Origin of the sequence: Brevibacterium sediminis (assembly GCF_024895295.1) — a bacterium.
Lineage (GTDB): Bacteria > Actinomycetota > Actinomycetes > Actinomycetales > Brevibacteriaceae > Brevibacterium > Brevibacterium sediminis.
Genome location: NZ_JAHQRN010000002.1, coordinates 376,105 through 401,060 on the forward strand (window position 1 = coordinate 376,105; position 24,956 = coordinate 401,060).

Consider the following 24,956-nt stretch of genomic DNA (forward strand, 5'->3'; position numbering starts at 1 on the left):
GACTGGGAACCATGCAGAGAACCTCCTCGTCCACCCTCGCCGTCTGGGCCGTGATCGGCACGGTTCTCGCGATCGTGGTCGACGTGGTGCTCGAAAGCCAGGGGTTCTCACTGCCGGGACTGCCGTGGTTCGCCATCATCGGCATGCTCGTCCTCGCAGCCATCCTGTTCCTGCTCGGCTGGCCCATCAAGAAATGGAACGACGGTGACCGGACGAAGGAGATCGACCCGATCCAAGCGGCGAGAGTGGCGATCATGGCCAAGGCCAGTGCCCTGACCGGAGCCGGACTGGCCGGCTGGTACCTGGGCAACGCCGGCTACTACTTCCTGTCAGCCCCCGGGATCCGCAATGATCTGGCCGCAGGTATGCTTGTCGCGATGATCTCGGCCGCAGTGCTCATGATCGTCGGTATGATCGTCGAGGGATTCTGCGAGATCCCACCCCAAGACCCGCCGGGAGCTGAAACAGCATGAACCGCGACCTCTCCTTCTCCATCGGAGCCGATGTGCCCTTCAACAGGGTGAGTCCGAAGTACGGGCTGAAAGAGGTTCTGGCGTCACTGACCCTGCTCGTTCCGATGCTCATCGCCGGGCTGGTCTTCGCGATCATCTTCAACTCCGAGGTGCCCTGGTTGCACCTCATCTGGATCGCTGTCGTCGTCTACGGCATCATCTCGACGATCATCATCCTCCGTCAGGCTCGCGCCATCGGCTATGCCGAACGGGAGGACGACCTGCTCGTCCGTCGCGGCATCATGTTCCACCGTGCCACCGTCGTGCCCTACGGCCGACTCCAATTCGTCGACGTCGACGCCGGCCCCATCGACCGCATGTTCGGCCTGGCCACCGTCAAACTGCACACCGCGTCAGCCGCCACCGACGCGACGATCCCCGGACTGCCCCGCGCCGAAGCCGATCGCCTGCGCGACAGCCTCGCCGGACTCGGCCAGGCCAATCTCGCCGGGCTGTGACCATGAGCGACGCATCTTCACCCGAAACCCCGAACCCCGGCACCGAGGCGGCCGCACCGGAGGTCTGGCACCGCGTCCATCCGCTGACGCCGATCCTCGAGAGCCTCGGCGTCCTCGTCGGCATCTTCATCGCCGCGGCCTACGGTCTGCAGAACTTCTTCCAGAGCGCCGTCGAAGACCTCGCCTCCGGCCGGTCCGTCAACCTCACCTTCGCCGAATGGCTGGGCGCTCACCCGCTGGTGATCCTCGCCGTCGTCGGCGGAATCATCCTGATCCTGGTCCTCACCGCCTTCTTCAGCTGGCTGGCGTGGCGAGTCATGGGGTATCGGGTCGACGCCGAGGCGATCTACTACCGTCGGGGGCTGCTGTCGAAGAAGCTGCGCAAGGCCCGTCTGGACCGCGTCCAGTCGATCGATCTGCAGCAGAAGCTGCTGCCGCGCATGCTCGGCATGGCCGAACTCGTCTTCGATGTCGCCGGCGGCACCGACTCGAACATCTCCCTGAAGTACCTGTCGAAGAAACGTGCCGAAGAGCTGCGCGATGAACTTCTCGCCGCGGTGAAAGCGAAGAAGAACGCATCCGCGACGTCTGCGACGTCCACCGATGCGGTGCCCGGAGTCGCAGCCGACCACGGTGGGACCGAGGCCGATACAGAGGCAGGCGGCGGCGCAGGAGCCGATGCATCTGCGGGCGACACTGTACGCTTCGGCGCCGGTGGCCACGACAGCCCGGACCCAGGTGCGGACGGAGAACAGCCGGGCATCGACCGCTCAGTGCCCGAACGCAGCGCCGACAGCATCGGAGTGCGACTGAGCAAGCGCCTGGGCGTCCTGGCCGACGACGTCTCCCACGAAGCGGAACGGAGCCTCAACGACCTGCTGGCTCCGTACAACCTCTCGGCCGATGTCGGCGAAGAGGGAGAGATCATCCGTGTCCCCGCCCATCGGGTCATCGTGTCCTCCCTACTCAACACCGGAACGCTGATCTCCGTCGGCGTCATCATCGTCCTCGTCGCCATTGCCGTCGTGTTCCTCCTCGTCGGAATCGAGGAGGCCTTCCTCCCGATCCTCATCGGTGGATTGCCCGGCATCTTCGCCGCGTTCGCCGGGTTCAAGAAGAACCTCGATAATGCCAACTTCGTCGTCCGCATCAGCGAAGACGGATTGGCCGTCAGCCACGGACTCTTCTCCACCTCCCGCAAAGTCATCCCGCTCGACCGGCTCCAGGCCGTCTGCCTCCACCAGCCGCTGCTGTGGCGCTGGGCCGGCTGGTGGAGGGCCGAATACAACATCGCCAGCGACGGCGGAAAGAGCGACGAGAACCTGCTCCTGCCGGTCGGCGATATCGACCAGGCACTGCTCATGGTGGGTCTCGCTCTGCCCGACCCGCAGCTGCCCGAAGGCATCTCGGCCGACGGCCTCGTCCGGTCGGCCATGTACGACAGGAAATCCACACACCCCGACGCAGCGGCGGCCGAGGAGCTGTTCCACGCGCAGCCGCGCTCCTCACGGATCCTCGACCCCCTCGTCTGGAGACGACGGGCCTATGCCCTCACCGATTCCCTGCTCGTGCTGCGCCTGGGAGTCCTCGATCGCCGGGTCGACTTCGTGCCCCATGTCAGGGTCCAGTCCCTTCGCTACTACCAAGGGCCGCTGATGAGGTCGCTGAAACTGGGCAGCGTGGCCGTGCACTCGACCGCCGGACCCATCACCCCGCTCGTGAAGCATCAGGACGCCGAAGCTGCCAAACGCTTCTTCACCGAACATGCCGAACGTACTCGGATCGCCCGCCAACGCTTCGACGCCGCCGCGAAGTCGGCACACACCGGCCCCATCGAGACCCACGAGGAAGACAACGGATGAGCCAGGACGACGCACCACGGCTGGGCATCGGAATCATCGGCTGCGGCCGAGTCGGAGCCAGCATCGGTGCCGCCTGGAGGCAGGCCGGTCACGCGATCATCGGAGTCAGCGCCACCTCGACGGCCAGCCTCGAACGTGCCGAGGACATGCTGCCCGGAGTGCCGGTCCTCGACCCCGACGCGATCACCGAACGCGCCGAACTCGTGCTCATCGTCGTCCCCGACGACGAGATCGCACCACTGGTGACCGGACTGGCGAACCTCGGCCGCATCCATGCCGGGCAGATCCTCGTGCACTGCTCCGGCCGATACGGAACGGACGTCCTCGAAGCCGGGACCCGCCTCGGCGCTCTGCCCATCGCTCTGCACCCATCCCTGACATTCACCGGCACCGAGGTCGATCTCAGCCGTCTGCGGCAGGCGACGATCGCGGTCACTGCGCCCGCGCCGATCCGTCCGGTGGGCGAGGCCCTCGTCGTCGAACTCGGTGCCGAACCGATCGACATCGCCGAGGCGGACCGTCCTCTCTACCACGCGGCCATCACCCACGCGTCGAACCATTCGATCACGATCCTCGCCGAGGCCATGGAACTGCTCGCCGAGGCAGGGGTCGCCGATCCGTCGGCCGTCCTCCACGCCCTCGTCGACGCCAGCGTCGCCAACACCATGCAGAACGGACCGAAGGCGCTGACCGGACCGATCAGCCGTGGTGATGTCGGAACCATCGAAGCGCACCTGGCGGCACTGAGCGAGTTCAGCCTCAGCCGATCGAACCCGGCCGTGCGCAACAGCTACATCGCACTCGCCCGATCGACGGCCGCGAAAGCACTGGCGATGGGACGGATCACAGAAGCTCAGGCACAGCAGATCCTGAGCGCTCTGGACTGACCGCCGAATTCCCCCGTGCGGCCCGTCCACGGTAGCCTTGAAGCATGGCGAATACCGACTCGAAGACACCTGAGAACGCAGACCTTTCACCCGAACACCTCGATCCGGAACAGATCCGGATTCGAAAGGACAAGCGCCAGCGTCTCCTCGACGACGGAACCGATGCCTACCCGGTGACGGTGCCCCGCACCCACAGCCTCGCCGAGGTCCACGCCGCCCACGACGGACTCGAAGCGGGGGAGGAGACCGATGCTGTCGTCGGCGTCATCGGCCGAGTCGTCTTCGTCCGCACCACCGGCAAACTCTGCTTCGTCACACTGCAGTCCGGTGACGGCACCCGCCTGCAGGGCATGCTCTCGCTGCGCGAAGTCGGCCAGGAGCGCCTGGATGACTTCAAGACCGACGTCGACCTCGGCGACTTCCTGTTCCTGCACGGAAAGGTCATCAAGTCCAAGCGCGGTGAGCTCTCCGTCCTCGCGGACTCCTGGACCATGGCGTCGAAGGCCCTTCGTCCGCTGCCCGGATTGCATACCGAACTCGCCGAGGACACCCGCGTCCGCCAGCGCTACCTCGACCTCATCACCCGCGAGCAGGCTCGGGAGACGATGCTCACCCGTGCCAAGGTGATGTCGTCGCTGCGGAAGACCTTCGCGGACCAGGACTTCGTGGAGATCGAGACGCCGATGCTGCAGACCATGCACGGCGGTGCCTCGGCACGCCCGTTCAAGACGCATATGAACGCCTACGACATCGACATGTACCTGCGCATCGCCCCGGAGCTGTTCCTCAAGCGGGCGATCGTCGGCGGAATCGAGAACGTCTTCGAGATCAACCGCAACTTCCGCAACGAGGGTGCTGACTCCACTCACTCCCCGGAATTCGCGATGCTCGAGGCCTATCAGTCCTTCGGCGATTACCATTCGATCGCCGATCTCACGAAGACCCTCATCCAGAACGCCGCCCAGGAAGCCACCGGATCGCTCGTCGTCACTCTCGACGACGGCACGGACTACGACTTCGGCGGAGACTGGCCGGTCGTGAGCATGTACGACTCCCTGTCCGAGCTGTCCGGCGTCGAGGTGACCCCGGAGACCGGGCTGGACGTCCTCGACAAGATCGCCGCCGACAACGGCGTCGACATGGGCGGAGTCTTCCGCTCACACGGAAAGTACGTCGAAGAGCTGTGGGAGCACTTCTACCAGGACAAGCTCTGGGCTCCGACCTTCGTAACCGACTTCCCGGTCGACACCTCACCACTGGTGCGTGAGCACCGGACGAAGAAGGGCGTCGTGGAGAAGTGGGATCTGTATGTGCGCGGCTTCGAGCTGGCCACCGGCTATTCGGAGCTCGTCGATCCGATCATCCAGCGTCAGCGTTTCGAGGCTCAGGCCGCGGACGCCGCCCGCGGTGACGATGAGGCGATGGGCCTCGACGAAGACTTCCTCATGGCGATGGAGCACGGAATGCCGCCGACCGGCGGAATGGGCATGGGACTCGACCGTCTGCTCATGGCGCTGACCGGTTTGGGAATTCGTGAAACCATTCTGTTCCCATTCACCAAGCCTTTGGCTTCTTCGCAGGAGGACTCGGCTCAGGAAGGCTGATCTGATTATGTTGGATATCCTCAAAGCTCTGCTCCCGTCGATCTGTGTGGGATTGCTGTTCTGGTATGTGTTCCGGAATATCGTCCGCGCAGATCGCAATGAACGCGAACAGGTAGATAAATACTATTCAGAGATTGACGTTAGCGAAGTCGACGATAATCCCCGAACGGATGTTAAGATGACAGCGACAAAATCCTCTGATTACGAAAAGAGTGAACATGGCAAGGGAAATGCGCCTCGTTCTCACGGATGATTTCGACGGAAGCGAAGCGGCGGAAACCGTTCGTTTCAGCCTCGACCAGGCAACGTACGAACTCGAGCTCTCAACCGAGAACGCCGATAAACTCCGTGAGACGTTCGCCCCATTCATCGCCAAAGCACGTCGTGTAGCCAACACCGGCGGCCGTGGCCGCCGTGCGGGCTCGTCGGGTCCCAAGCGGGACACGGCGAAGATCCGCGAGTGGGCTCAGAACAACGGGTACCAGCTCGGTGATCGTGGACGGATCCCGCTGGAGATCGTCGAAGCATACGAAGCAGCGGAGAAGTAAGAGGCTCATTCGAAAGCCGATAACTTCCGATTAGGCCTGAGGGGCCAGCGAATTGAATCGCTGGCCCCTCAGGTATTTTGTGCTCAGCCTCGGTATTGTCAATTGCCCTCTTCCGGCGATGCAGCAACACAGCAGTGATGAAACATCACAGACAATTGCCAGGTGGAGAGTAGTTGAAAATCATATCGATTGATGGCGCAGCCAAATGATTCGATGAAGCTGCACATGAATCAAGGGAGCCTGCACTGCGGGTGAGGAAAGACCTCTGCTCACCGTACGGCTATTGAAGTCGGTTCAGTTCTCCGGGTTCAATTGAGTTCGTGCCGCACTCATATGCTCCGGGTCTCCGGTCTGCAGGGCGAACAGCCCCAATTCGACGGGCGACGTCGAGTAGAGCTCGCCGCAGTGCTCCGCGAACCTGGGCCAGATCCGTCCGCCGGCTTCCACGTATCGCGCGCTCGTGTTCTCGAACGCTGAGGCCGAGACACTGGCGTGATGGAACATGAAATCCCTGGCGGGATCGCCGATTGCAGCGGTCGTCCAGTCGAGGATGCTCAGATTGACGGGTCCGTCCATGAGCTGATGCGCCGGATACACCTCGCCATGAGTCACGGTTGAGAACGACGGCCAATAGCTGTCATCGTCGAGCCACGCGGTCCACCGCCGGAGCAGGGACGGCGCCACCTCGAACTCGGCGGCGACGTTGTCGATGTCTTCGCGCTTGCGCTGTCGGATCTCGGTGGGGGAGAACTCCGGAATGCCTGTGTCCCGAACGACAGCCGGGTCGACGGTGTGAAGTTCGGCGAGGACTGATCCGAGCGATGCGGCATACTCAGAGGATTCGACATCGAAATGCCACTGCGGCTGACCACTGTCATCGATCGTCAGTCCGGGTGTTCCCGGCAGCAGCGGGTAGGCGATGAGGTCATTCGAGTGGATCTGCCAATCGGGGACCGCGACGCTCAGATGCGGTGCGATGGCGCCCAGGAACCGGCCCTCGACGGCGGCGCGGGCAGAGACATCCGGACGCCGAGGGATCCGGAGCACCCACGCTCCGCCGTCGACCGCCTCGGCGATGGCGACCTGGAAGTCGAGGCCGAGCTCGTTGATGACGATGGAATCGGTGATGATGTCGAGACCGTGAGCCCGGGCCAGGTCCCGGATGATCGTGGGATCGGTGGGCATGTCTGCGTCCTCTCTGACGTTGCTGTGTGGGTCTCGAGTCTAGAGAATTTCGCCCACAGCCAAACGGTTTCGGCTGATGGCGAAACCTGCAATAGAACCGCGGTCGTGGTGGTTAGGCTCAGAAGAATCAGAAGACCGAGGAGGATGAATATGTTCGAGCGGTTCACCGACCGAGCACGACGCGTCGTGGTGCTCGCGCAGGAAGAAGCGAAACTTCTCAAACACAACTACATCGGCACCGAGCACATTCTGCTCGGCCTCATCCATGAGGGTGAAGGTCTGGCAGCGAAGGCACTCGAGGGAATGGACATCTCCCTCGAGCAGGTGCGCGACCAGGTCCAGGAGATCATCGGTCAGGGACAGCAGGCTCCGAGCGGCCATATTCCCTTCACCCCGCGGGCGAAGAAGGTCCTCGAGCTCAGCCTCCGTGAAGCACTGCAGCTGGGTCACAGCTACATCGGCACCGAGCACATTCTGCTCGGCCTCATCCGTGAGGGCGAAGGCGTTGCCGCGCAGGTGCTCGTCAAGCTCGGCGCGGACCTCGGACGCGTCCGCCAGGAAGTCATCAAGCTGCTGTCGGGTTACCAGGGCAAGGAACCCGTGTCCGCCGGCGGCCGCGAAGAGGGAACACCCTCGGGATCGCTCGTGCTCGACCAGTTCGGCACCAACCTCACCGCTGCGGCCCGCGAGGCCAAGCTCGACCCGGTCATCGGCCGGCACGAGCAGATGCAGCGCGTGATGCAGATCCTCTCGCGCCGGACGAAGAACAACCCGGTCCTCATCGGTGAACCCGGTGTCGGCAAGACGGCTGTCGTCGAAGGACTCGCACAGGCCATCGTCAACGGCGATGTCCCCGAGATCCTCGCCGACAAGCAGCTCTACACACTCGACCTCGGTTCGCTGGTCGCGGGCTCCCGCTACCGCGGTGACTTCGAAGAGCGTCTGAAGAAGGTTCTCAAGGAGATCCGCACCCGCGGCGACATCATCCTCTTCATCGACGAGATCCACACCCTGGTGGGTGCCGGAGCCGCCGAAGGTGCGATCGATGCCGCTTCGATCCTCAAGCCCATGCTGGCTCGCGGAGAGTTGCAGACCATCGGTGCGACCACGCTGGACGAGTACCGCAAGCACATCGAGAAGGATGCCGCTCTCGAGCGCCGGTTCCAGCCGATCCAGGTTCCCGAACCGTCGCTGGCGCATTCGATCGAGATCCTCAAGGGTCTGCGTGACAAGTACGAAGCGCACCACAAGGTCACCGTCACCGACGGAGCCCTGGCAGCCGCTGTCAACATGTCCGATCGCTACATCAACGACCGGTACCTGCCGGACAAGGCGATCGACCTCATCGACGAAGCCGGTGCCAAGCTGCGCATCTCGCGTCTGTCGGTTCCCCAAGAGGTGCGTGACCTGGAGGAGAAGATCCTCGAGGCCCGCCACCGCAAGGAAGCCGCAATCGATGCTCAGGACTTCGAACTGGCAGCCTCGGAGCGCGATTCCGAGATGAAGCTGCAGAAGGAGAAGGAAGAGCAGACCGAGGCGTGGCGCAAGTCCGGCACCGACACCTCGAAGGTCGTCGATGCCGATCTCATCGCCGAAGTGCTCGCCTCTGCCACCGGCATTCCGATCTTCAAGCTCACCGAGGAAGAGTCCTCGCGTCTGCTGCGGATGGAAGACGAGCTGCACAAGCGCGTCATCGGTCAGGACGATGCGGTCAAGGCGATCTCGCGGGCGATCCGTCGTACCCGCGCCGGGCTGAAGGATCCGAAGCGCCCCTCCGGCTCGTTCATCTTCGCGGGCCCCACCGGCGTCGGCAAGACCGAGCTGGCCAAGGCTCTCTCGGAGTTCCTCTTCGGCGATGAGGATTCGCTCATCAGCCTCGACATGTCCGAATACTCGGAGAAGCACACAGTTTCGCGACTGTTCGGTTCGCCTCCGGGATATGTCGGATACGAAGAGGGCGGTCAGCTCACGGAGAAGGTCCGCCGGAAGCCGTTCTCGGTCGTCCTCTTCGACGAGGTGGAGAAGGCCCACTCGGACATCTTCAACTCGCTGCTGCAGATCCTCGAGGATGGTCGACTGACCGACTCGCAGGGTCGTGAGGTGGACTTCAAGAACACCATCATCATCATGACGACCAACCTCGGTACGCGTGATGTCTCGAGCGGACTCCAGCTCGGATTCCAGGTCGAGGGTGACACGAAGACCAACTACGACCGGATGAAGCAGAGGGTCAACGAAGAGCTCAAGCAGCACTTCCGTCCCGAGTTCCTCAACCGTGTCGATGACACGATCGTGTTCCCGCAGCTGAGCATGGTCGAGATCATCAAGATCGTCGATCTCTTCCTCGAACGTCTCGACGTCCGCCTGGCCGATCAGGGCATGAAGGTCGACGTCACGGCCAAGGCGAAGGATCTGCTCGCCGAGCGCGGCTACGATCCCGTCCTGGGTGCCCGTCCGCTGCGTCGGACGATCCAGCTCGAGATCGAGGACACTCTGTCGGAGAAGATCCTGTTCAAGGAGATCGGACGCGGCCAGACCATCAAGGTCGACGTCAAGGGCGAAGGAAAGGACGCTGAGTTCACTTTCGAAGGCATCGAGACCGAGAGCCTGAAGCCCGCTGAGGATGGCGAAGGCGAACTCGCAGGTCTGGGTTCGTCCGGTTCGAGCGGATCCTCGGAGACCTCGGCCTGATCGTTCATCACCTTCTCGGATAACGCATAAGAGTCCGGGGAGTCGGCAGCAGCCGACTCCCCGGACTCTTTCGTGTTCGCCTCCGGCGATGGTGTTGAATGTCGGTATGAGCTCACACGCAGGCGACTTCGATCACGGACTGATCTCCGAGGACCATCATTCAAAGCACGAACTCCCAGGAGGTCTGTACCTGCGACGCGCGAGGACCGGCGACGTCAAAGGCATCGAAGCCCTGGTCGCCCCACTGGCCGGCGAGCGGATCCTGCTCGCCAAGGACACGGTGACCTACTTCGAGTCGCTGCAGGAGTTCTGGCTGGTCGTCGACCCGCAGCCCGATGGTTCCGAGATCCTCGCCGGCTGCGGCGCCCTGCACATCATCTGGGCGGATCTCGCCGAGGCGCGCACGGTCGCCACGTCACCGGACTATCGGGGCAGGGGAGTGGGCAAGGCGATCATCAAGCAGCTGCTCGCCGATGCTCGTGAGATCGGAGTCGACCGGGTGTTCTGCCTGACCTTCGAGACCGGATTCTTCGGTTCGCTCGGCTTCGAACCGATCAAGGGCATCCCCGTCTCACCCGAGGTCTACGTCGAGCTGCTTCACTCCACCGATGAGGGCGTCGCAGAGTTTCTCGACCTGGCCAGGGTCAAACCGAATACCCTGGGCAACTCACGGATGATCAAATACCTCTGAGGCAGACCCTGATCCTGCCCGTCACCGGCGGGCGTCGGTCTTGGCCACGCTCTCACAGGCCAGTGTAGGCGACTGCCGCACACGCACCGTCCAGTGGCGACGTCTGCCATGTTCGGGTCCTGATTCAGCTGTTCGGCAATGCCAATCGGCCATCGACCTGTTGTGCCAGACCGTCGTCGACGAGGTCGGAGATGAGCCGATTGATCCTGTCCTGGTCCGCACTGAGTTCACGCACTCGCGCCACCGCCGTGGCCGTCGATTCGGCCAGTGAGTCGAGAAACACCGGGTCGAAGTCGGTCACCGAGGCGGTGAAGACGTCGAGCCGGACACCGCGTCGGTCGTCCCCGGCGACGTGCGCTGCCTTGAGGACATCCATGATCGCACCGCGCAGCTGTCGATCGGTGCCTGACCACTTCTGAGTCTTCGGTTTCGTCGCCGAGGCGGGTCTGCCCAATCGGTTCCATGTGCAGATGTCCTGGAGCGGGCAGGCGGGGCAGTCGGGATTGCGTGCCGTGCAGACGAGGGCCCCGAACTCCATGACTCCGGCGTTCCACTCAACGTGCTTGTCCTCGGGCACCAGGGCGGCCGCCCAGGCAGTCTCCTTCCGGCCAGGTGAGGTGGTGGGGCGTTCCCGGCCCGCGAAGAGGCGGATGAGGACCCGACGCACGTTCGTGTCGAGCACGGTCGTCTTTCTGCCGAAAGCGAAGGAGGAAACCGCGGCGGCGGTATAGGAACCGATGCCCGGCAGTCGTTCGAGCTCTTCGGTCGTTTCGGGAACCCGGTTGTCCAGGTCCGCAGCGATGACTTCGGCGGCTTCCTGCAGTCGCAGCGCTCTGCGCGGATAGCCCAAGCGATCCCAGGAGTGGAGGACTTCGGCGGTCGGGGCGGCGGCGAGGTCGGCTGGTGTCGGCCATTTGTCCATCCACGCACGCCATCGCGGTTCGACTCGGGCGACAGGGGTCTGTTGGGACATGATCTCACTGACGAGGATTGCCCAGGCACTCGTCTTCGGGTGCCTCCACGGCAGGTCCCGGGCGGTGTCCTCGAACCAGGTGATGATGGTGTCCTGGACTCGTCTGAGCACAGGTTCGGACACCTCGGGGAATGCGGAGGTCGACCCGGAGGGATTCGATTCGGGACCGGCTCGGTGTGTCATTTGGATGCTCAATCGCTTCGGCCTAGGCTCAAAGCGATGACTCCTTCCAATCGTGGTTCGCAGCCGAACAGAGCTGCCGGGCAGCCTCGCCAGTCTAGCGGGAAGCTGCCTGCTCACGTGTACCGCCGACGCCGCATCACGCTTGCTGTGGCCAGCCTCCTCGTCCTGGGGCTTCTCGTGCTCGGAATCGTCGGTATCGTCAAAGCCATCGGCGGCCGCAGCGACGGATCGGACAAGGTGGCAGCCGAGGAGACTACCCCGGCCGAATCGACGACGGCGGCACCCGTGCCGGATAAGAAGGCAGCGAGCGGAAAGTGCCCGGAGGACAAAGTCTCGCTGAAGGCGAAGGTCGATCCGAAATCCGTGAAGGACGGGACAGAACCCGAATTCGGCATGGTCATCGAGAACGGCCACACCGCCACGTGCCTCATCGAGGTCGGTACCGATAAGCAGGAATTCATCGTCGAAAAGAACGGTGATGTCGTGTGGTCGTCGGAGTACTGCGCGGCGGCGAAAGACGAGAATGCCGAAGCTTCCACGGAGTTCGCACCGCAGTCGGAGAAGACTGCGAAGCTCAAATGGAACCGGATCAAGGTCGACAAGAACTGCAACCGCGAAGACGCTGACTTCGCCCCCGGCGACTACGAGCTCATCGTGAAGCTCGATGACAAGAAGAGCGAACCGACGCCGTTCGAGCTCGAGAAGAGCGCCGCCGATAAGGCCAAGGAGAAGAAGGCCGCGGAGGAGAAGAAGAAAGCCGACGAGGAGAAGAAGTCGGAAAAGGAATCCGGCGAGAAGGACTCCTCGGATGAGAAGCAGTCAGAGGAACCGCAGGACTGAGTCCTCAGGCACCACGGTAGGAGCCGACTCCCCAAGAGTTCCCGTCGTGGTCGCGGAAGTCGAATTCGCGGCCGCCGTAGTCTTGAGTCGCTACCGGTCGCACGATCGCATGCCCCAGGTCGACGATCTCCTGGTAGAGTCGGTCCACTTCTCGTTCGGTGTCGACGACGACGTAGATCGAGCTTCCGCCCACTGCATCGAGTGCCGATCCGTCGTTGCGGACCGAACCGAACATGATCCCGCCGTTGTCACCGAGCGCGAATTCGGCATGCTCGACGAGGGCCGGGTCCCGCTCATTGCGCACGAGCAGTCTTTCGGTGAACCCGAGCGTGACCAGCAGTTCGATCGTCGCTGCGGCATCGGTGGTCCGGAAGGCGGGAAAAACTGTCGTGGTCATGACACCAGGATGCTCCAAAACCAAGCGAAAGTCCCGAACTTTCTCACTTCTGCTCCCGAAGACCCTGCTTCGTCAGCATCAGTTCGACCGCCCCGGCGATGTGTTCGCACTCCTCGACCTCCATCTTGTCCGGTGCCGCCACATTGGTCATGGCTCCCTTGGCGACGACGGCATGAGTGATGCCCAGTCGTTTGGCTTCGTTGAGGCGTTGGCCGAGATTGGGGACATTGCGGATCTCCCCTGACAGGCTGACTTCGCCGATCGCGACGAGGTGGCGAGCCAGCGGCTTGCCGAGCAGCGCCGAGGCCAGGGACATGCAGATCGCGAGGTCGCTGGCCGGCTCGGAGAGCTTCGCTCCGCCGACGGTGGCGGTGAAGACATCGCTCTTGGCGAGGTTCGCCTGCGCGACGTTCTGGCTGAGCACAGCCAGCATCATCGCCACTCGGGAGGAATCGACTCCGGAGACCGAGCGACGGGACTGGCCGCCGGCGGATTCTGTGATGAGCGATTGGACTTCGACGAGCAGCGGTCGCTTGCCCTCCTGCGTCACCGTTAGGCAAGTGCCGGACGGATTCGCACCGCTGCGCGAGAGGAACAGTCCCGACGGGTCCTCGAGACTCTTGATCCCGTTCTCCTCCATATCGAAACAGCCCACGTCGTCGGTGGGGCCGAAGCGATTCTTCACCGCGCGCAGCATACGCAGACGCGAATGCCTCTCACCTTCGAAGGTGCATACGACGTCGACGAGGTGCTCGAGAAGGCGAGGACCGGCGATCGTGCCGTCCTTCGTGATGTGGCCGACGAGCACAGTCGGCAGAGACCGGGCCTTGGCTTCCCTGATGAGGGCGGAGGCGACTTCGCGGACCTGGGTGACTCCGCCGGGGATGCCTTCGACCTCGGAGGATGCCAAAGTTTGGATCGAGTCGACGACGAGCAGCTCCGGCTGTTCGGATTCGATCATTCCCAGTACCGACCCCAGATCGGTCTCGGCGGCGAGGAGCAGCGAGTCGGCCAGGGCATTGATCCGTTCGGCGCGCAACCGCACCTGACCGGCGGATTCCTCACCGGTGACATAGAGAACCTTGACCCCGAACATGGCGATCTTCGCGGCGACGTCGAGCAGCAGCGTCGACTTGCCGACCCCCGGCTCGCCGGAGAGCAGGACAACGGCGCCAGGCACGATGCCACCGCCGAGGACCCGATCGAACTCGGGGACGAACGTCGATCTCGCCTGCGCGAGCGTCGAGTCGATCTCGCTGATCGGCTTCGCCGCATTGGATTTCTTGACCTTCGTCTTCACCTTCGACGAGTTCGCGCCCTTTTCCTCAAGGGTGCCCCAGGCCTGGCATTCGGGGCAGCGTCCCAACCATTTGACCGTCGAATAGCCGCATTCCGAGCATGTGAAAGACATACCGCAATTCTGGCACGGGCCGCTGACACGAGAGTCCTTGCTCGAGAGTCCGGCCTCAGTGACAAGGAGAGCTGGCCGGTGCGCACTGCAGCGGGGGAGCCCGGTGAATGCAGAAGGGCGCCCGACGATGAGTTCGTCGGACGCCCCTGCCGGCAGAGTGCGGCAGCCAAGTCAGTCGAGCGTGGTGAGGATTCGGGGACCATCCTCGGTGATGGCGATCGTGTTCTCCGAATGGGCACCATTCGAACCGTCGGCCAGGCGCAGGGTCCAACCGTCCTTATCGACGGACAACTTCTTCGAGGTGAACGACCACCACGGTTCGATCGCCAAGGTCAGACCCGGTTTGAGCACCAAGCCGCGACCTCCCTTGCCGCGGTTGGGCACGTGCGGATCCTCGTGCATCGTGTGGCCGAGACCGTGGCCGCCGAAGTCGAGGTTGACGGGGATGCGGTGGGCATCGGCGACGTCACCGATGGCCTTCGAGATATCGCCGAGGCGGTTGCCTGCTTGGGCGGCACCGATTCCGGCTTCGAGGCCGGCCCAGGTGGTGTCGATGAGTCGCTGGTCCTCGTCGCTGCCGTCGCCGACGACGACGGAGCGTGCGGCGTCGGCGACCCAGCCGTCGATGGATACGGCGAAGTCGAGGGTGAGCACGTCGCCGTCCTTGAGGACGTAGCTGTGGGGCTTGCCGTGGAGGACGCCGTCGTTGACGGACAGGCAGATGACGTTGCGGAAGGGGCCGGAGCCGAAGGAGGGGGCGTAGTCCCAGTAGCAGGACTTCGCTCCGGCATCCTCGATCATCTTCCGCGCGGTCTTCTCCAGGTGCATGATGTCCATGCCCGGTTCTGCGATCGAGGTCAGCTCGGCCAAGGTCTTCGCGACGAAACGGCCGGTCACCGCCATCTTGTCGATCTCGGCGGGCGTCTTCAGCTCAATCACAGGGGTCTCCTTCAATGAGGTGCAGGGTTTCAACAGCGTTCACTGGTCCAGACTCGATTTTAGTCCTCGGCAATGCCGAAGTCGCGGCCGCACCCGGATCTGTGGGCAAGCAGACAGTCGCGGTCGGAGCTCAGTGTCACTTTGTTCGGTCTACCGGACAGCTGACTTCTGCCCGAAACCTGCTCGTTCAAGGGTTCGCTCGAATATCGCCCCGTTTACGTCGTGTGATTCGAGCGAGCCCTTGATCGATGCGCGAAGGCGGGCGTTAAGAGGTCGGGGACCTCTCGGAGGTGGGGTCGTGAACCAGGCAGCAGTTCCGATTTCGGGCAAGGATACTTGTGACAAAGTTCCCTGGTGCGTAGGGTGCGGAGCATGAGGCACATCATCATGGCTTTCGGCGCAGGCATCGCTCTGGCAACTTCGGTGTTGTCGGGTGAAGAGGACCTCCGTGCAGGCGGGCCCTGGGTTCTCACGCTCATCGTCTTTCCCGCCTGCTCACTGCTCTGCCTCGCTTTCGTTCTCCGTGACCAGCGGCGGAGAGAGCGTGCAGACGGCCAGCGTGAGCATGATTCTGCATCCTCGACTGCAGAGACAGGCGGGAGCGTGAGCAGCGAACGCTGAGGACGCTGTCCTGCACGAGAGTTGATCAGTCAACGCGAAACTCGAAAGAGTCGTCACTGGCGACGACTTTTTCGAGTTTCGCGTGACCTGAGCGCGATTGCGCGTCAGCTGAGACTGGTGTCCGACTTCTGCGGTCGTGCAATGAGCCAGCAGATCGGTCCGACGACGGGCAGCAGCAGGACGATGATCGCCCAGACGAGTCTCACCCGAGGGTCGAGTCCTGATCGGGCGATGCTCACCATTGCCCAGATGAGCAGGACGACGAGCACTAGGACGACTCCGGACCAGATCACGTCATAGGCGGCGGGCAGTAGCGGATTTTTGCTCATGGCATCAATCTACCTTGGTTTTTGTACGAAAGTCGCTCGTTCAGGGGCCAGCGCGGATATCGCGTCGTGTACCACGTGATATCAGCGCTGGCACTTGAACGACGTGAAGGGTCGTCGATGGACCGGTCTGCGCTTCGATCAGCTCACCGGCCCACCGGACGAGGGCCTCACTTCGCCCAGAGGACACAGCTCTCTCAGAGGAACTCGACTCCCTGCGCCAGCGGCAGCTCGCCGGAGTAGTTGATCGTGTTCGTGGCCGGACGCATATAGGCCTTCCACGAGTCCGAACCCGACTCGCGTCCGCCGCCGGTCTCCTTCTCACCGCCGAAGGCGCCGCCGATCTCCGCACCGGAGGTGCCGATGTTGACGTTGGCGATTCCGCAGTCGGAGCGGGACAGGAACTTCTCGGACTCGGCGAGTTCGGCAGTGAAGATCGCCGAGGACAGCCCCTGCGGCACCCCGTTGTGGATCTCGAGCGCCTCATCGAGGTCCGAATACGTGACGACGTAGAGGATCGGGGCGAACGTCTCCTCCTTGACCACTGCGCTCTGATTGGGCATCCGCACCACTGCCGGTTCGACATAGTGGGCATCCGGGCGTTCATCGGCGAGTACCCTGCCGCCTCCGCAGAGGATCTCGCCGCCCTCTGCCTCTGCCTGCTTGAGGGCCGCCTGCATCGCATCGTACGAACCCGAATTGATGAGCGGTCCCACGAGCACTCCGTCAGCGGTCGGCGATCCGATGCTTAGCGTCTTGTACGCGGCGACGACCTTGTCGACGAACTCGTCGGCGATGGACTCGTGCACGATGAGCCGCCGCAGGGTCGTGCACCTCTGACCTGCGGTCCCGGCGGCTGCGAAGACCACTCCGCGCAGCGCCAGATCGATGTCGGCGCTCGGGGCGACGATGGCGGCGTTGTTGCCGCCGAGCTCGAGCAGGATCTTGCCGAAGCGCTCGGCCACGACGGGTCCGACCTCGCGACCCATCCGCACCGATCCGGTCGCCGAGACCAAGGCCACCCGAGAATCCCTGACCATCACATCGCCGATGTCCCGGCCACCGACGAGGACAGGCGCGAGATTCTCCGGTGCCCCCACCTCGGTGGCGGCCCGGGTCAGCAGCGACTGTGCCCCGAGGGCGGCGAGCACGGCGTTCTCTGAGGGCTTCCACACGACCGCGTCACCGGCGACCAGGGCCAGGGCGGTGTTCCAGGAATACACGGCCACGGGGAAGTTGAATGCGGAGATGACCCCGACGACGCCGAGGGGATGCCACGTCTCCATGAGCCGGTGACCCGGCCGTTCGCTGGGCATGGTCTTGCCCCACAGCTGCCGGGACTGACCGAGTGCGAACTCGCAGATGTCGATCATCTCCTGGACTTCGCCGGCCGCCTCGGAAGGGGTTTTGCCGGCTTCGACAGTGATGATCTTGGCCAGATCCTCCTTGTACTCGCCGAGCAGCTGTCCCCACCGCTGCACCAGCTGACCGCGGACGGGAGCTGGCACGTCCCGCCAGGTCTCGAACGCGGTCTGGGCTGCGGCGATCTTGTCCGCCGCTGTCTGCGCGGTGTCCGCGGCGATCGTGCCGAGGTCTTGTCCCGTGATGGGGGAGCGGGCCGGAAGGCTCGCCGAGGCGGCCGATCCCTTGAGGACGGATGCGTCTACTCCGCAGGCGCTCAATCCTGAGGTGAGGAGGTCGGTGATGGTCTGATCGGTGGGCAGTGCGGTCATTGCTGTCCTTTCGTCGTCTGCTGTGTCGATCGGCTGCTGCGCCGGTCGGTGGAGTTCAGTCGCTGCGGGGAGGTGGGAGATGAGGGGCGGGTGTGCGAGGACTCAGATCACATTGAGCTCCTTACGCAGTCCGGTGGTGGAGAAGCGTCGTTTGTCCATGGGAGTCACATCGACGAGGGGAGTGCGGCCGGTCATGAGGTCGGCGACGACCTCTCCGACGGCCGGGCCCATGAGGAAGCCGTGACCGGAGAACCCGCAGGCGTAGAAGAATCCCGGCCTCTCCTCGGCCTCGCCGATGAGGGCATTGTGGTCGGGCGTCATCTCATACAGTCCCGCCCACCCGTGTTTCGCTTCGACATCGCCGAGCTTCGGGGTGCGGGCTTCGATGTGCTCGGCCAGGGTGGCCAGCCAGTTCGGGTCGCGTTTGTCGTTGAAGGACCAGTCATCGACCTCATCGGGGCAGCCGAACAGCAGCCCGGCTCCTTCCGGGTGGACGTAGTAGCTGGTGGCGAAGTCAATCGTGAAGGGCATCCGCGAGGTGTCGAAATCGACGGGCTCGGAGACCATGATCTCCCGCCGCAGCGGCTTCACGGGCAGGTCGACCCCGGCCATGTCCCCGATGGGGCCGGACCAGGCTCCCGCCGCGACGACGACCTGTTCGCAGCTGATGGTGCCCTGATTCGTGATCACCGAGGTGGCCATGCGATCCGTTCCGCCGTCGGTGTCGAATCCGGTGACCTCGCAGTTCTTGACCACCATGACCCCGCGCTCGCGGGCGGCGGTGACGAAGCCTGCGACGACGGCCTCGGGGGTGCAGTGACCGTCGCCGGGATTGAACGCCCCGGCGATCAGCCCTTCGGTGTTGACGAACGGGGCCAGCTCGGCCACCTCGGCGAGGGTGAGCATCCGCGAATCCAGCCCCATCCGCTGTTGCAGGGCCACGTTGTCGGTGAACGCGCGCACGTCGTCATCGTTGTCGAGGAGGAACAGATAGCCGTTGCTGACCAGGTCGATGTCGACGCCGAAATCGGTTTCGAAGTTCCGCAGCACTTCGAGCCCGCGGGCGGCCAAGGCGATGTTGACCTCGTCGGAGAATTGGCAGCGCACACCTCCAGCGGCCTTCGACGTCGATCCGGCTCCGGGGGTGTCGCGTTCGACGATGACGATGTCGCGGACTCCGCGTTCGGCCAGGTGGTAGGCGATGGCCGCTCCCATGACGCCGGCGCCGATGATGACGACGGAGGCTTCGGTGGGCAGGGCTCTGGACGTGTCGGGGACCCCGTCGGTGTGAGGGGTGGTGGTTGATGCGGTGGGGGATTCCACGGTTCACCTCGCTGTCTGCTGCCGGGGCGACCGTCGTTGGTCGCCCCGGAAACGGAGAGTGCCGACGGCGATGTCGGCGTTTGTGTCTTGACTTCATTGTGGTTGCCATCACACTTAAGAACAAGGGAGAGTTTGTGAACATTGTGTTCAAGAAACCTAAAGACAGGAGAGCGCTGCCATGACATGGACGCTCGGACAGCTGCGCACATTCGTCGCTGTCGCCGAACTCGGATCGATGACGCGGGCGGCCGACCACCTCGGCTACAGCGTCGGGGCCGTGTCCCAGCACATCTCAGCCCTGCGCAGAGTCGTCGATTCCGACCTGTTCCGACGGCGCGGCCGTGGGCTCGTCCTCGCCGAAGCCGGGCGCACCCTGCTGCCCAGGGCGCGGAACATCCTCGCCGCTCAGCAGCAGGCGGAGATGGCGATGCTCGGCCGGGACTTCCGCAGCGAGGCCATCGTCACCCTCGGCGTCTTCGGATCGGCATCGACGACGGCGCTGCCGAAGGTGGTGCGGGCGCTGGCCGAGCGCCATCCGCATATCGAAGTCCGGGCGCGGGAGATCAATGTCGAGACCATGTCGGCCGCCGTCATCGACGGGATCATCGACCTTGGGATCGGGATCAACTACCCGGCCGCGCCGCTGCCGCCGATGCGCGGGCTGAGTTGGGAAGCTGTGGCCGAGGAAGACTTCGGCATCGTCGTCCCCGCGGGGACGTCCCGGCCGAGCGATGACGATCTGGCCGAGGCCGACTGGATCCTACCGCCGGCCGAGGAGCTCTTCGGCCGCGCGATGCGGTTGGCCACCTCGGCGCTGGGAATCAATGCGAAGGAGACCCATATCGTCACGGACACCGCGGTCGCGCTGGCGCTCGCCGGAACCGGGCTCGGCCTGACCCTGGCGACGCCGATCATGATGTCGTTGGGTGGGTCCGACGTCGACCTCCACCCCGTCGTCGAGGCGGGCGGACGCGAGATCATCGTGCTGACTTCCCCGGACCCCAGCGATCCGGTCCGGGCGGTCGCTAAGGTGGTCACCGAAGTCTTCGCCTGAGATTCCGGCCTAGGATGAGGGCATGAGCTTCGACCATCAGTGGAATAAGGTACGCAGGGCCAACCCCGACCATTCGGCGAACTACGCGCAGCGGTGGCGAGATCTTGCGGCCGCCGGGCATGACATCGGCGGTGAGGCCAGGTTCGTCAACGCCATGGCTCCGCGGGGATCGCGCATCCTCGATGCCGGCTGCGGAACCGGCCGGGCCGGCGGACTGCTCATCGACGAAGGTCACACCGTCTTCGGCGTCGACCTCGACGAATTCCTCATCTCCGTCGCCGAGGAGGACTTCCCCAGCGGTGAATGGCACACCGGCGACCTCGCCGACTTCGATTTCGCCGGCGCCGGGATCACCGAGATCGATGTGGCCTTCTGCGCCGGAAACGTCCTGTCCTTCCTCGATCCCGCCTCGCGCCGGCAGACCTTGGGCAATATCAAATCGACGCTCAAACACGGCGGCCGGTTCGTGTCCGGCTTCGGTGCCGGACGCGGGTATGATTTCGACGATTTCATCGAGGACGTCAAGGCCACGGGGATGTTCGTCGACCAGAAGTTCTCCACCTGGGAACTCCGCCCCTTCGAAGCTGACAGTGACTTCCTCGTCCTCATCGCCGAAAGGCTGTGAGCCGGTCGATTCGCAAGGGCGGCAGAATTAGGCTGGGATCGACCCATACTGCTGATCAACTGAAGGAGAATGATCATGATCTTCATCGTCGTGAAATATGACGTGAAACCCGACAGCGTCGAGAAATTCCCCGAAGCCGTTCGGGCCTTCACCGAGGCAACCCGCGCCGAACCCGGCAATCTCTTCTTCGAATGGTCGAAGAGCCTGGAGAACCCGAACGAGTTCGTGCTCGTCGAGGCATTCACCGACGAAGGCGCAGAACCGCACGTCACCAGCGATCACTTCGCCGCCGGCCTCGAAGCCATGCGCCCGCACCTGGTGTCGACCCCGAAGATCATCTCCCGCAAGATCGACGGTGAAGGCTGGGACGAGATGGGCGAGCTCAAGATCGGCTGATTCGTCTCGGAGCAGCCGAGTCCGCACCCTTCACCAGGGCCCCTGGAACTCTTCCAGGGGCCCCTTCGACATCGCGATGAAAGCCTCGGTCGCCGGTGAGAGTTCGGCATCGCTGCGCGAAATGAAAGCGAAATCGACCGGGAAAGCGGGGGAGAGATGGGCCCAGGACAACTGGTCCCGCAGAGGATGGCGCTGCAGTTCTACGAGCGGCAGGATCGTGTCGAACGTCCCTCGTGAGACTATCTCCAGGGCCGCATCGCCGTACTCGACCTGGATGAACGGATCGAGGTCGATCTGCTCCGACTGTGCTCTCTCAGCAAGGAGCCGGCGCATCGGATCTCGAGTACCCCAGCTCGCCTCGGCGAGGACCAGGCGACTGGGCACAACCTGATCGAGAGAGACAGGGCGTCTGGTCCTCTCGCCATGAGCACTGATATAGACAACGTCGTCCGAGAGCACCGGCGCCGAAACCTGCAGTCCGTGCGGATCGACAGGCAGCTCGACGAGACCGGCTTCGAGGTCGCCGCGGCGCACTGCATCTGCGACGTCGGACGAATTGAGGCCGACGACCCTGACCCGCACGTTCGGGAACCGCTCATTGAAGGCGAGGATCAACGGAGCAAGCAGGTAATGCTGGGCGCTGCGGAACGAACCGAAGGAGACCTCTCCTCCCGACAGATCGGTGGTCACCTTCGCGACCCGTGAGACCTCGGCCGCGGCCTCGATCGCCGCCTTCGCCTTCGGCACGAGCTGCCGGCCCACGTCGGTCAGCCGCAGACGCGAGTTCGTGCGCACGAACAACGTCGTCCCCAGGCGTCGCTCGAGCCGCCTGATCTGCTCGGACAGACTCGGTTGAGCCATATGCTCCTTCGTCGCAGCGGCCGCGAACGACCCCTCGTCGACGGTGCGGATGAAGTATTCCAGCTGCCTCAGCGTCGGACCCTCACTCATGTCGACAGCATAACGCGCTCAAGGCTCAGCCTTGGGCGGATGCTCTGATTTGCCGTCTTCCGCCTGTGTCGAGTTCTCGGCAGACTGTTGCCACCTGGTCAGTACGACGGATCCAAAGGGGGACCTCATGGCCGCAGTCACCTATCGCAGTGACGCACGTTTCAAACGCAGCATGACGCTGCAGTCCGCGATGTTCATCGCCATCGGCGGGCAGATCGGTTCGGGATGGCTCTTCGCAGTACTCTCGGCTGCCGGAATGGCCGGTCCTTCGGCCGTGATCTCCTGGCTCATCGGTGGCGCACTCGTCACCCTCATCGCCCTGTCCTGGATGGAAGTCGGCGCAGCACTGCCGTTCTCCGGAGCGATTGTGCGCTACCCCTATCTCTCACACGGCGGGCTCACCGGTTGGCTGATGGGCATGTCGTACTGGCTGGCCAATCTCGCTCTGCCGCCGATCGAAGCGGTCGCCGCAATCACCTACGTCGGCGGTCTGTTTCCCAATCTCGGGCTCCTCGAGACGCGACAGGGAGTCTCGATGCTCGCCTGGCCCAACGGCATCATCACCGGCATCGTCGTGATGTTCGTATTCATGCTCATCAACATCTTCGGGGTCAAGCTGCTCAGCGAAGCCAACCGATGGATCACCTGGTGGAAGATCATCATCCCGACTGCCACCTTCGCCCTCCTCTTTCTCGTCTTCAACGCCGGCAACTACACCGACCACGCATTCTTCGGCAACGCAGGTGGCACGAAGGAAGGCTTTGGTGCGACCTTCCAAGCTGTGGCGATCTCCGGCATCGCCTTCGCCATGATGGGCTTCCGCGGTGTCATCGACTTCGCCGGCGAAGTGAAGAACCCCAAGCGCAATATCCCCTTGGGCACCATCGGGTCCATCCTCATCCCTCTGGGCATCTACACCGGACTGCAGATCGCTTTCATCGGCGCCATCAACTGGGCCGACGCCGGAGTCAACCCCGGCGACTGGGCGGCACTGATGTCGAGTTCTTGGGCCGATGGGCCGCTCGGCGCCGCGCTCAAGGCTTCCGGGATCGCCCTCCTCGGAGCATTCGTGTCCCTGCTCCTCCTCGACGCAGTCATCTCTCCCGGAGCCGCCGGGTACCTCTACCTCGGCAGCGCCTCCCGAGTCGCCTACGGCCTGGCGACGAACAAGTTCTTCCCGTCCATCCTTACCCGGATGAACCGGCACGGCGTCCCGGCCTGGGCGATCATCGTCAACTTCGCCATCGGGCTGGCCTTCTTCCTCCCGGCCCCGAGCTGGTACCGCCTCGTCGGATTCATCTCCTCCGCCCTCGTCCTCTCCACACTCACCGCACCGGCGGCGATCCGAGTCATGCGACACCACGCTCCGCAGCTGCACCGGCCCTATCGTCTGCCGTGGTCGAAGGTGCTCGCCCCGATCGGCTTCATCGCCTCGACGATCATCATCTTCTGGTGCGGGTTCATCACCCTGGCGAACCTCGACGCCATCCTGCTCGGTTCAATGGTCTGCTACGCGATCTTCTTCAGCGTCAAGAACGGGTGGACGAAGCGGGCCCCCTCGATCGTCCTCTCCATCGTCTTCATCATCGCTTGGGTGATCGTGTGTGTCCGCGGAGGGTTCATCCTCGCCCCGTCGGACATGGCGGTCGATGACCCCGGGAAGGTCTATGAGTTCCTCATCGGCATCACCGTGCTCACCGTCGCCTTCCTCTTCGTGCTGCGGCTGATGACCAAGCGAGAGGGAGTGCGCCACCTGCGTGCAGGCTACTGGCTGGTGTTCCTACTCCTCGCCGAACTCATCCTCTCCGCGTTCAGCGAGTACGGACCTTTGCCGACCCCGGCAGTCATCTTCCCGTGGGACTCGCTCATCGCCGTCATCATCGGCTACATCGCCTACCTCGGGGCCGACAAGACCGGATTCGCAACTCCGGAGCTGAAAGCTCTGGAACAGGAGAGCATCGAACGCGAGGCCGCGAACGACGGCGATGACAGCTTCGACGACGTTCCTTCGACACCAGCACAGGAGAGGAGAAGTCCGGAATGAGCACAGCAGTCGTCACCGGTGCTGCCAGCGGAATGGGGCTGGCCACCGTGCGCACCTTGGCCGCCGACGGCTGGACGGTGGTGGGCATCGACATCGCCGAGGCGGTGGAAGAGGTGGACAACACCACCTTCCTCACCTGCGACATCACCGACAGAGACAGTCTTGGCCGGGTCCTCGGCGACTACCTCGGGGAACCGGGAGACGAACAGTCAATCGACCTCGTCGCGAACATCGCCGGCATCTTCCCGCCGACGACGATCGAAACCTACACCTCCGACACCGTGCGAGCGATCTTCGATGTCAACGTACTCGGCACTCTCAACGTCTCCGCCGAATCCCTGCCGTGGATGTCGCAAGGCTCAGCGATCGTCAATTTCGCCTCCGTCGATGCGTTCACCGTCTCTCCCGGCCAGCTCGTCTACGGGGCGTCAAAGGCCGCAGTCGTCATGGTGACAAAGAGCCTCGCCCTCGAGCTCGCCCACCGAGGGATCCGCGTCAATGCCATCGCCCCCGGCTGGGTCGACACTCCAGGCAACAAGGCCACCGGACGGATGGAAGCTGCCGCCGTCTCCGTGCCTCTGGGGCGAGTTGCCCAGCCAGAGGAGATAGCACGCTGGGTCGCTATCCTCGCGTCGGCCGATGCCGGATTCATGACAGGGGAGACCGTCGTCCTCTCCGGCGGGGACGTGATCCGCTGATGCC

General features: G+C 63.7%; 24 protein-coding genes. 15 read left to right on the plus strand and 9 right to left on the minus strand.

Annotated features, from left to right (window positions below; all coding sequences use genetic code 11):
* The first annotated feature begins 11 nt into the window (after positions 1 to 11).
* The 6 genes from KTJ89_RS06060 (at position 12) to KTJ89_RS06085 (ending at position 5,871) form a co-directional block, all read left to right on the plus strand.
* Positions 12 to 473: a DUF3180 domain-containing protein gene (locus KTJ89_RS06060; RefSeq protein ID WP_139468652.1), complete on the plus strand. Its 462-nt coding sequence runs from the start codon at positions 12 to 14 to the stop codon at positions 471 to 473.
* A complete protein-coding gene (locus KTJ89_RS06065) occupies positions 470 to 970 on the plus strand; it encodes a PH domain-containing protein (protein WP_259357081.1) in 501 nt (166 codons plus the stop codon). The genes KTJ89_RS06060 and KTJ89_RS06065 overlap by 4 nt, the downstream gene beginning before the upstream one ends.
* Positions 971 to 972: 2 nt before the next feature.
* Positions 973 to 2,832: a PH domain-containing protein gene (locus tag KTJ89_RS06070; protein ID WP_259357082.1), complete on the plus strand. Its 1,860-nt coding sequence runs from the start codon at positions 973 to 975 to the stop codon at positions 2,830 to 2,832.
* A complete protein-coding gene (locus tag KTJ89_RS06075; RefSeq protein ID WP_259357083.1) occupies positions 2,829 to 3,719 on the plus strand; it encodes a Rossmann-like and DUF2520 domain-containing protein in 891 nt (296 codons plus the stop codon). The genes KTJ89_RS06070 and KTJ89_RS06075 overlap by 4 nt, the downstream gene beginning before the upstream one ends.
* 44 nt (positions 3,720 to 3,763) lie before the next feature.
* Entirely contained in the window at positions 3,764 to 5,323 is a 1,560-nt protein-coding gene (gene lysS / locus KTJ89_RS06080) for a lysine--tRNA ligase (protein WP_259357084.1), read from the plus strand.
* A 218-nt stretch (positions 5,324 to 5,541) separates the two neighbouring features.
* Positions 5,542 to 5,871, plus strand: coding sequence for a histone-like nucleoid-structuring protein Lsr2 (locus tag KTJ89_RS06085; protein WP_092015973.1), 330 nt, complete (start codon positions 5,542 to 5,544; stop codon positions 5,869 to 5,871).
* Between the two features lie 294 nt (positions 5,872 to 6,165).
* Here the strand turns inward: KTJ89_RS06085 and KTJ89_RS06090 are convergent, their stop codons facing one another.
* Positions 6,166 to 7,056, minus strand: a complete 891-nt coding sequence (locus KTJ89_RS06090; protein ID WP_259357085.1) for a macrolide 2'-phosphotransferase — start codon at positions 7,054 to 7,056, stop codon at positions 6,166 to 6,168.
* Between the two features lie 150 nt (positions 7,057 to 7,206).
* On the opposite strand from KTJ89_RS06090, the gene KTJ89_RS06095 reads away from it, so the two are divergent.
* Together KTJ89_RS06095 and KTJ89_RS06100 are read left to right on the plus strand one after the other, a co-directional pair.
* Positions 7,207 to 9,747, plus strand: a complete 2,541-nt coding sequence (locus KTJ89_RS06095; RefSeq protein WP_259357086.1) for an ATP-dependent Clp protease ATP-binding subunit — start codon at positions 7,207 to 7,209, stop codon at positions 9,745 to 9,747.
* Positions 9,748 to 9,853: 106 nt separating this feature from the next.
* Complete coding sequence (locus KTJ89_RS06100) at positions 9,854 to 10,438, plus strand: amino-acid N-acetyltransferase (RefSeq protein WP_139468645.1); 585 nt, start codon at positions 9,854 to 9,856, stop codon at positions 10,436 to 10,438.
* A 124-nt stretch (positions 10,439 to 10,562) separates the two neighbouring features.
* Here KTJ89_RS06100 and KTJ89_RS06105 read toward each other — a convergent pair whose 3' ends face one another.
* Complete coding sequence (locus tag KTJ89_RS06105; protein ID WP_259357087.1) at positions 10,563 to 11,594, minus strand: iron-sulfur binding domain-containing protein; 1,032 nt, start codon at positions 11,592 to 11,594, stop codon at positions 10,563 to 10,565.
* 36 nt (positions 11,595 to 11,630) lie between these two features.
* Here KTJ89_RS06105 and KTJ89_RS06110 point away from each other — a divergent pair, with 36 nt between their 5' ends.
* Positions 11,631 to 12,434, plus strand: a complete 804-nt coding sequence (locus tag KTJ89_RS06110) for a hypothetical protein (RefSeq protein WP_259357088.1) — start codon at positions 11,631 to 11,633, stop codon at positions 12,432 to 12,434.
* Between the two features lie 4 nt (positions 12,435 to 12,438).
* On the opposite strand, the gene KTJ89_RS06115 is transcribed toward KTJ89_RS06110, so the two are convergent.
* The 3 genes from KTJ89_RS06115 to map form a co-directional block, all read right to left on the minus strand.
* Positions 12,439 to 12,831, minus strand: a complete 393-nt coding sequence (locus KTJ89_RS06115; protein WP_259357089.1) for a VOC family protein — start codon at positions 12,829 to 12,831, stop codon at positions 12,439 to 12,441.
* A gap of 43 nt (positions 12,832 to 12,874) precedes the next feature.
* On the minus strand, positions 12,875 to 14,242 hold the full coding sequence (gene radA / locus KTJ89_RS06120) for a DNA repair protein RadA (protein WP_259357090.1): 1,368 nt from the start codon (positions 14,240 to 14,242) through the stop codon (positions 12,875 to 12,877).
* A gap of 171 nt (positions 14,243 to 14,413) precedes the next feature.
* The gene (gene map / locus KTJ89_RS06125) at positions 14,414 to 15,181 is read right to left on the minus strand and encodes a type I methionyl aminopeptidase (RefSeq protein ID WP_259357091.1); all 768 of its coding nucleotides are present in this window, start codon (positions 15,179 to 15,181) and stop codon (positions 14,414 to 14,416) included.
* 372 nt (positions 15,182 to 15,553) lie between these two features.
* On the opposite strand from map, the gene KTJ89_RS06130 reads away from it, so the two are divergent.
* Positions 15,554 to 15,802, plus strand: coding sequence for a hypothetical protein (locus tag KTJ89_RS06130; RefSeq protein ID WP_259357092.1), 249 nt, complete (start codon positions 15,554 to 15,556; stop codon positions 15,800 to 15,802).
* A 104-nt stretch (positions 15,803 to 15,906) separates the two neighbouring features.
* Here the strand turns inward: KTJ89_RS06130 and KTJ89_RS06135 are convergent, their stop codons facing one another.
* From KTJ89_RS06135 to KTJ89_RS06145, 3 genes are all read right to left on the minus strand, one after another.
* Positions 15,907 to 16,131, minus strand: coding sequence for a PLD nuclease N-terminal domain-containing protein (locus KTJ89_RS06135; protein ID WP_172173788.1), 225 nt, complete (start codon positions 16,129 to 16,131; stop codon positions 15,907 to 15,909).
* Between the two features lie 194 nt (positions 16,132 to 16,325).
* On the minus strand, positions 16,326 to 17,861 hold the full coding sequence (amaB, locus tag KTJ89_RS06140) for an L-piperidine-6-carboxylate dehydrogenase (RefSeq protein WP_259357093.1): 1,536 nt from the start codon (positions 17,859 to 17,861) through the stop codon (positions 16,326 to 16,328).
* 102 nt (positions 17,862 to 17,963) lie between these two features.
* Positions 17,964 to 19,184: an NAD(P)/FAD-dependent oxidoreductase gene (locus tag KTJ89_RS06145; protein ID WP_259357094.1), complete on the minus strand. Its 1,221-nt coding sequence runs from the start codon at positions 19,182 to 19,184 to the stop codon at positions 17,964 to 17,966.
* A 178-nt stretch (positions 19,185 to 19,362) separates the two neighbouring features.
* Here KTJ89_RS06145 and KTJ89_RS06150 point away from each other — a divergent pair, with 178 nt between their 5' ends.
* The 3 genes from KTJ89_RS06150 (at position 19,363) to KTJ89_RS06160 (ending at position 21,259) form a co-directional block, all read left to right on the plus strand.
* Positions 19,363 to 20,238 (plus strand): LysR family transcriptional regulator, encoded by an 876-nt coding sequence (locus KTJ89_RS06150; protein WP_139468638.1) that lies wholly within the window; start codon positions 19,363 to 19,365, stop codon positions 20,236 to 20,238.
* A 22-nt stretch (positions 20,239 to 20,260) separates the two neighbouring features.
* The gene (locus KTJ89_RS06155; protein ID WP_139468637.1) at positions 20,261 to 20,863 is read left to right on the plus strand and encodes a class I SAM-dependent methyltransferase; all 603 of its coding nucleotides are present in this window, start codon (positions 20,261 to 20,263) and stop codon (positions 20,861 to 20,863) included.
* A gap of 75 nt (positions 20,864 to 20,938) precedes the next feature.
* The gene (locus KTJ89_RS06160) at positions 20,939 to 21,259 is read left to right on the plus strand and encodes a putative quinol monooxygenase (protein ID WP_172173783.1); all 321 of its coding nucleotides are present in this window, start codon (positions 20,939 to 20,941) and stop codon (positions 21,257 to 21,259) included.
* 30 nt (positions 21,260 to 21,289) lie between these two features.
* Here KTJ89_RS06160 and KTJ89_RS06165 read toward each other — a convergent pair whose 3' ends face one another.
* Positions 21,290 to 22,210, minus strand: coding sequence for a LysR family transcriptional regulator (locus KTJ89_RS06165; RefSeq protein ID WP_172173780.1), 921 nt, complete (start codon positions 22,208 to 22,210; stop codon positions 21,290 to 21,292).
* Between the two features lie 127 nt (positions 22,211 to 22,337).
* Here KTJ89_RS06165 and KTJ89_RS06170 point away from each other — a divergent pair, with 127 nt between their 5' ends.
* Positions 22,338 to 24,254, plus strand: coding sequence for an APC family permease (locus tag KTJ89_RS06170; protein WP_259357095.1), 1,917 nt, complete (start codon positions 22,338 to 22,340; stop codon positions 24,252 to 24,254).
* Positions 24,251 to 24,952, plus strand: a complete 702-nt coding sequence (locus tag KTJ89_RS06175; RefSeq protein ID WP_181270880.1) for an SDR family NAD(P)-dependent oxidoreductase — start codon at positions 24,251 to 24,253, stop codon at positions 24,950 to 24,952. Before KTJ89_RS06170 ends, KTJ89_RS06175 begins: the two co-directional genes overlap by 4 nt.
* Positions 24,953 to 24,956 lie beyond the last annotated feature (4 nt).

Bases quoted from the DNA above. Each gene is read 5' to 3' on its own strand.
- amaB (WP_259357093.1), bottom strand. From the start codon at position 17,861: ATGACCGCACTGCCCACCGATCAGACCATCACCGACCTCCTCACCTCA.
- KTJ89_RS06115 (WP_259357089.1), bottom strand. From the start codon at position 12,831: ATGACCACGACAGTTTTTCCCGCCTTCCGGACCACCGATGCCGCAGCG.
- KTJ89_RS06160 (WP_172173783.1), top strand. From the start codon at position 20,939: ATGATCTTCATCGTCGTGAAATATGACGTGAAACCCGACAGCGTCGAG.
- KTJ89_RS06175 (WP_181270880.1), top strand. From the start codon at position 24,251: ATGAGCACAGCAGTCGTCACCGGTGCTGCCAGCGGAATGGGGCTGGCC.
- radA (WP_259357090.1), bottom strand. From the start codon at position 14,242: ATGTCTTTCACATGCTCGGAATGCGGCTATTCGACGGTCAAATGGTTG.
- lysS (WP_259357084.1), top strand. From the start codon at position 3,764: ATGGCGAATACCGACTCGAAGACACCTGAGAACGCAGACCTTTCACCC.
- KTJ89_RS06105 (WP_259357087.1), bottom strand. From the start codon at position 11,594: ATGACACACCGAGCCGGTCCCGAATCGAATCCCTCCGGGTCGACCTCC.
- KTJ89_RS06135 (WP_172173788.1), bottom strand. From the start codon at position 16,131: ATGAGCAAAAATCCGCTACTGCCCGCCGCCTATGACGTGATCTGGTCC.
- KTJ89_RS06095 (WP_259357086.1), top strand. From the start codon at position 7,207: ATGTTCGAGCGGTTCACCGACCGAGCACGACGCGTCGTGGTGCTCGCG.
- KTJ89_RS06075 (WP_259357083.1), top strand. From the start codon at position 2,829: ATGAGCCAGGACGACGCACCACGGCTGGGCATCGGAATCATCGGCTGC.
- KTJ89_RS06150 (WP_139468638.1), top strand. From the start codon at position 19,363: ATGACATGGACGCTCGGACAGCTGCGCACATTCGTCGCTGTCGCCGAA.
- KTJ89_RS06130 (WP_259357092.1), top strand. From the start codon at position 15,554: ATGAGGCACATCATCATGGCTTTCGGCGCAGGCATCGCTCTGGCAACT.
- KTJ89_RS06070 (WP_259357082.1), top strand. From the start codon at position 973: ATGAGCGACGCATCTTCACCCGAAACCCCGAACCCCGGCACCGAGGCG.
- KTJ89_RS06170 (WP_259357095.1), top strand. From the start codon at position 22,338: ATGGCCGCAGTCACCTATCGCAGTGACGCACGTTTCAAACGCAGCATG.
- KTJ89_RS06155 (WP_139468637.1), top strand. From the start codon at position 20,261: ATGAGCTTCGACCATCAGTGGAATAAGGTACGCAGGGCCAACCCCGAC.
- KTJ89_RS06110 (WP_259357088.1), top strand. From the start codon at position 11,631: ATGACTCCTTCCAATCGTGGTTCGCAGCCGAACAGAGCTGCCGGGCAG.
- KTJ89_RS06165 (WP_172173780.1), bottom strand. From the start codon at position 22,210: ATGAGTGAGGGTCCGACGCTGAGGCAGCTGGAATACTTCATCCGCACC.
- KTJ89_RS06065 (WP_259357081.1), top strand. From the start codon at position 470: ATGAACCGCGACCTCTCCTTCTCCATCGGAGCCGATGTGCCCTTCAAC.
- KTJ89_RS06085 (WP_092015973.1), top strand. From the start codon at position 5,542: ATGGCAAGGGAAATGCGCCTCGTTCTCACGGATGATTTCGACGGAAGC.
- KTJ89_RS06100 (WP_139468645.1), top strand. From the start codon at position 9,854: ATGAGCTCACACGCAGGCGACTTCGATCACGGACTGATCTCCGAGGAC.
- KTJ89_RS06060 (WP_139468652.1), top strand. From the start codon at position 12: ATGCAGAGAACCTCCTCGTCCACCCTCGCCGTCTGGGCCGTGATCGGC.
- KTJ89_RS06090 (WP_259357085.1), bottom strand. From the start codon at position 7,056: ATGCCCACCGATCCCACGATCATCCGGGACCTGGCCCGGGCTCACGGT.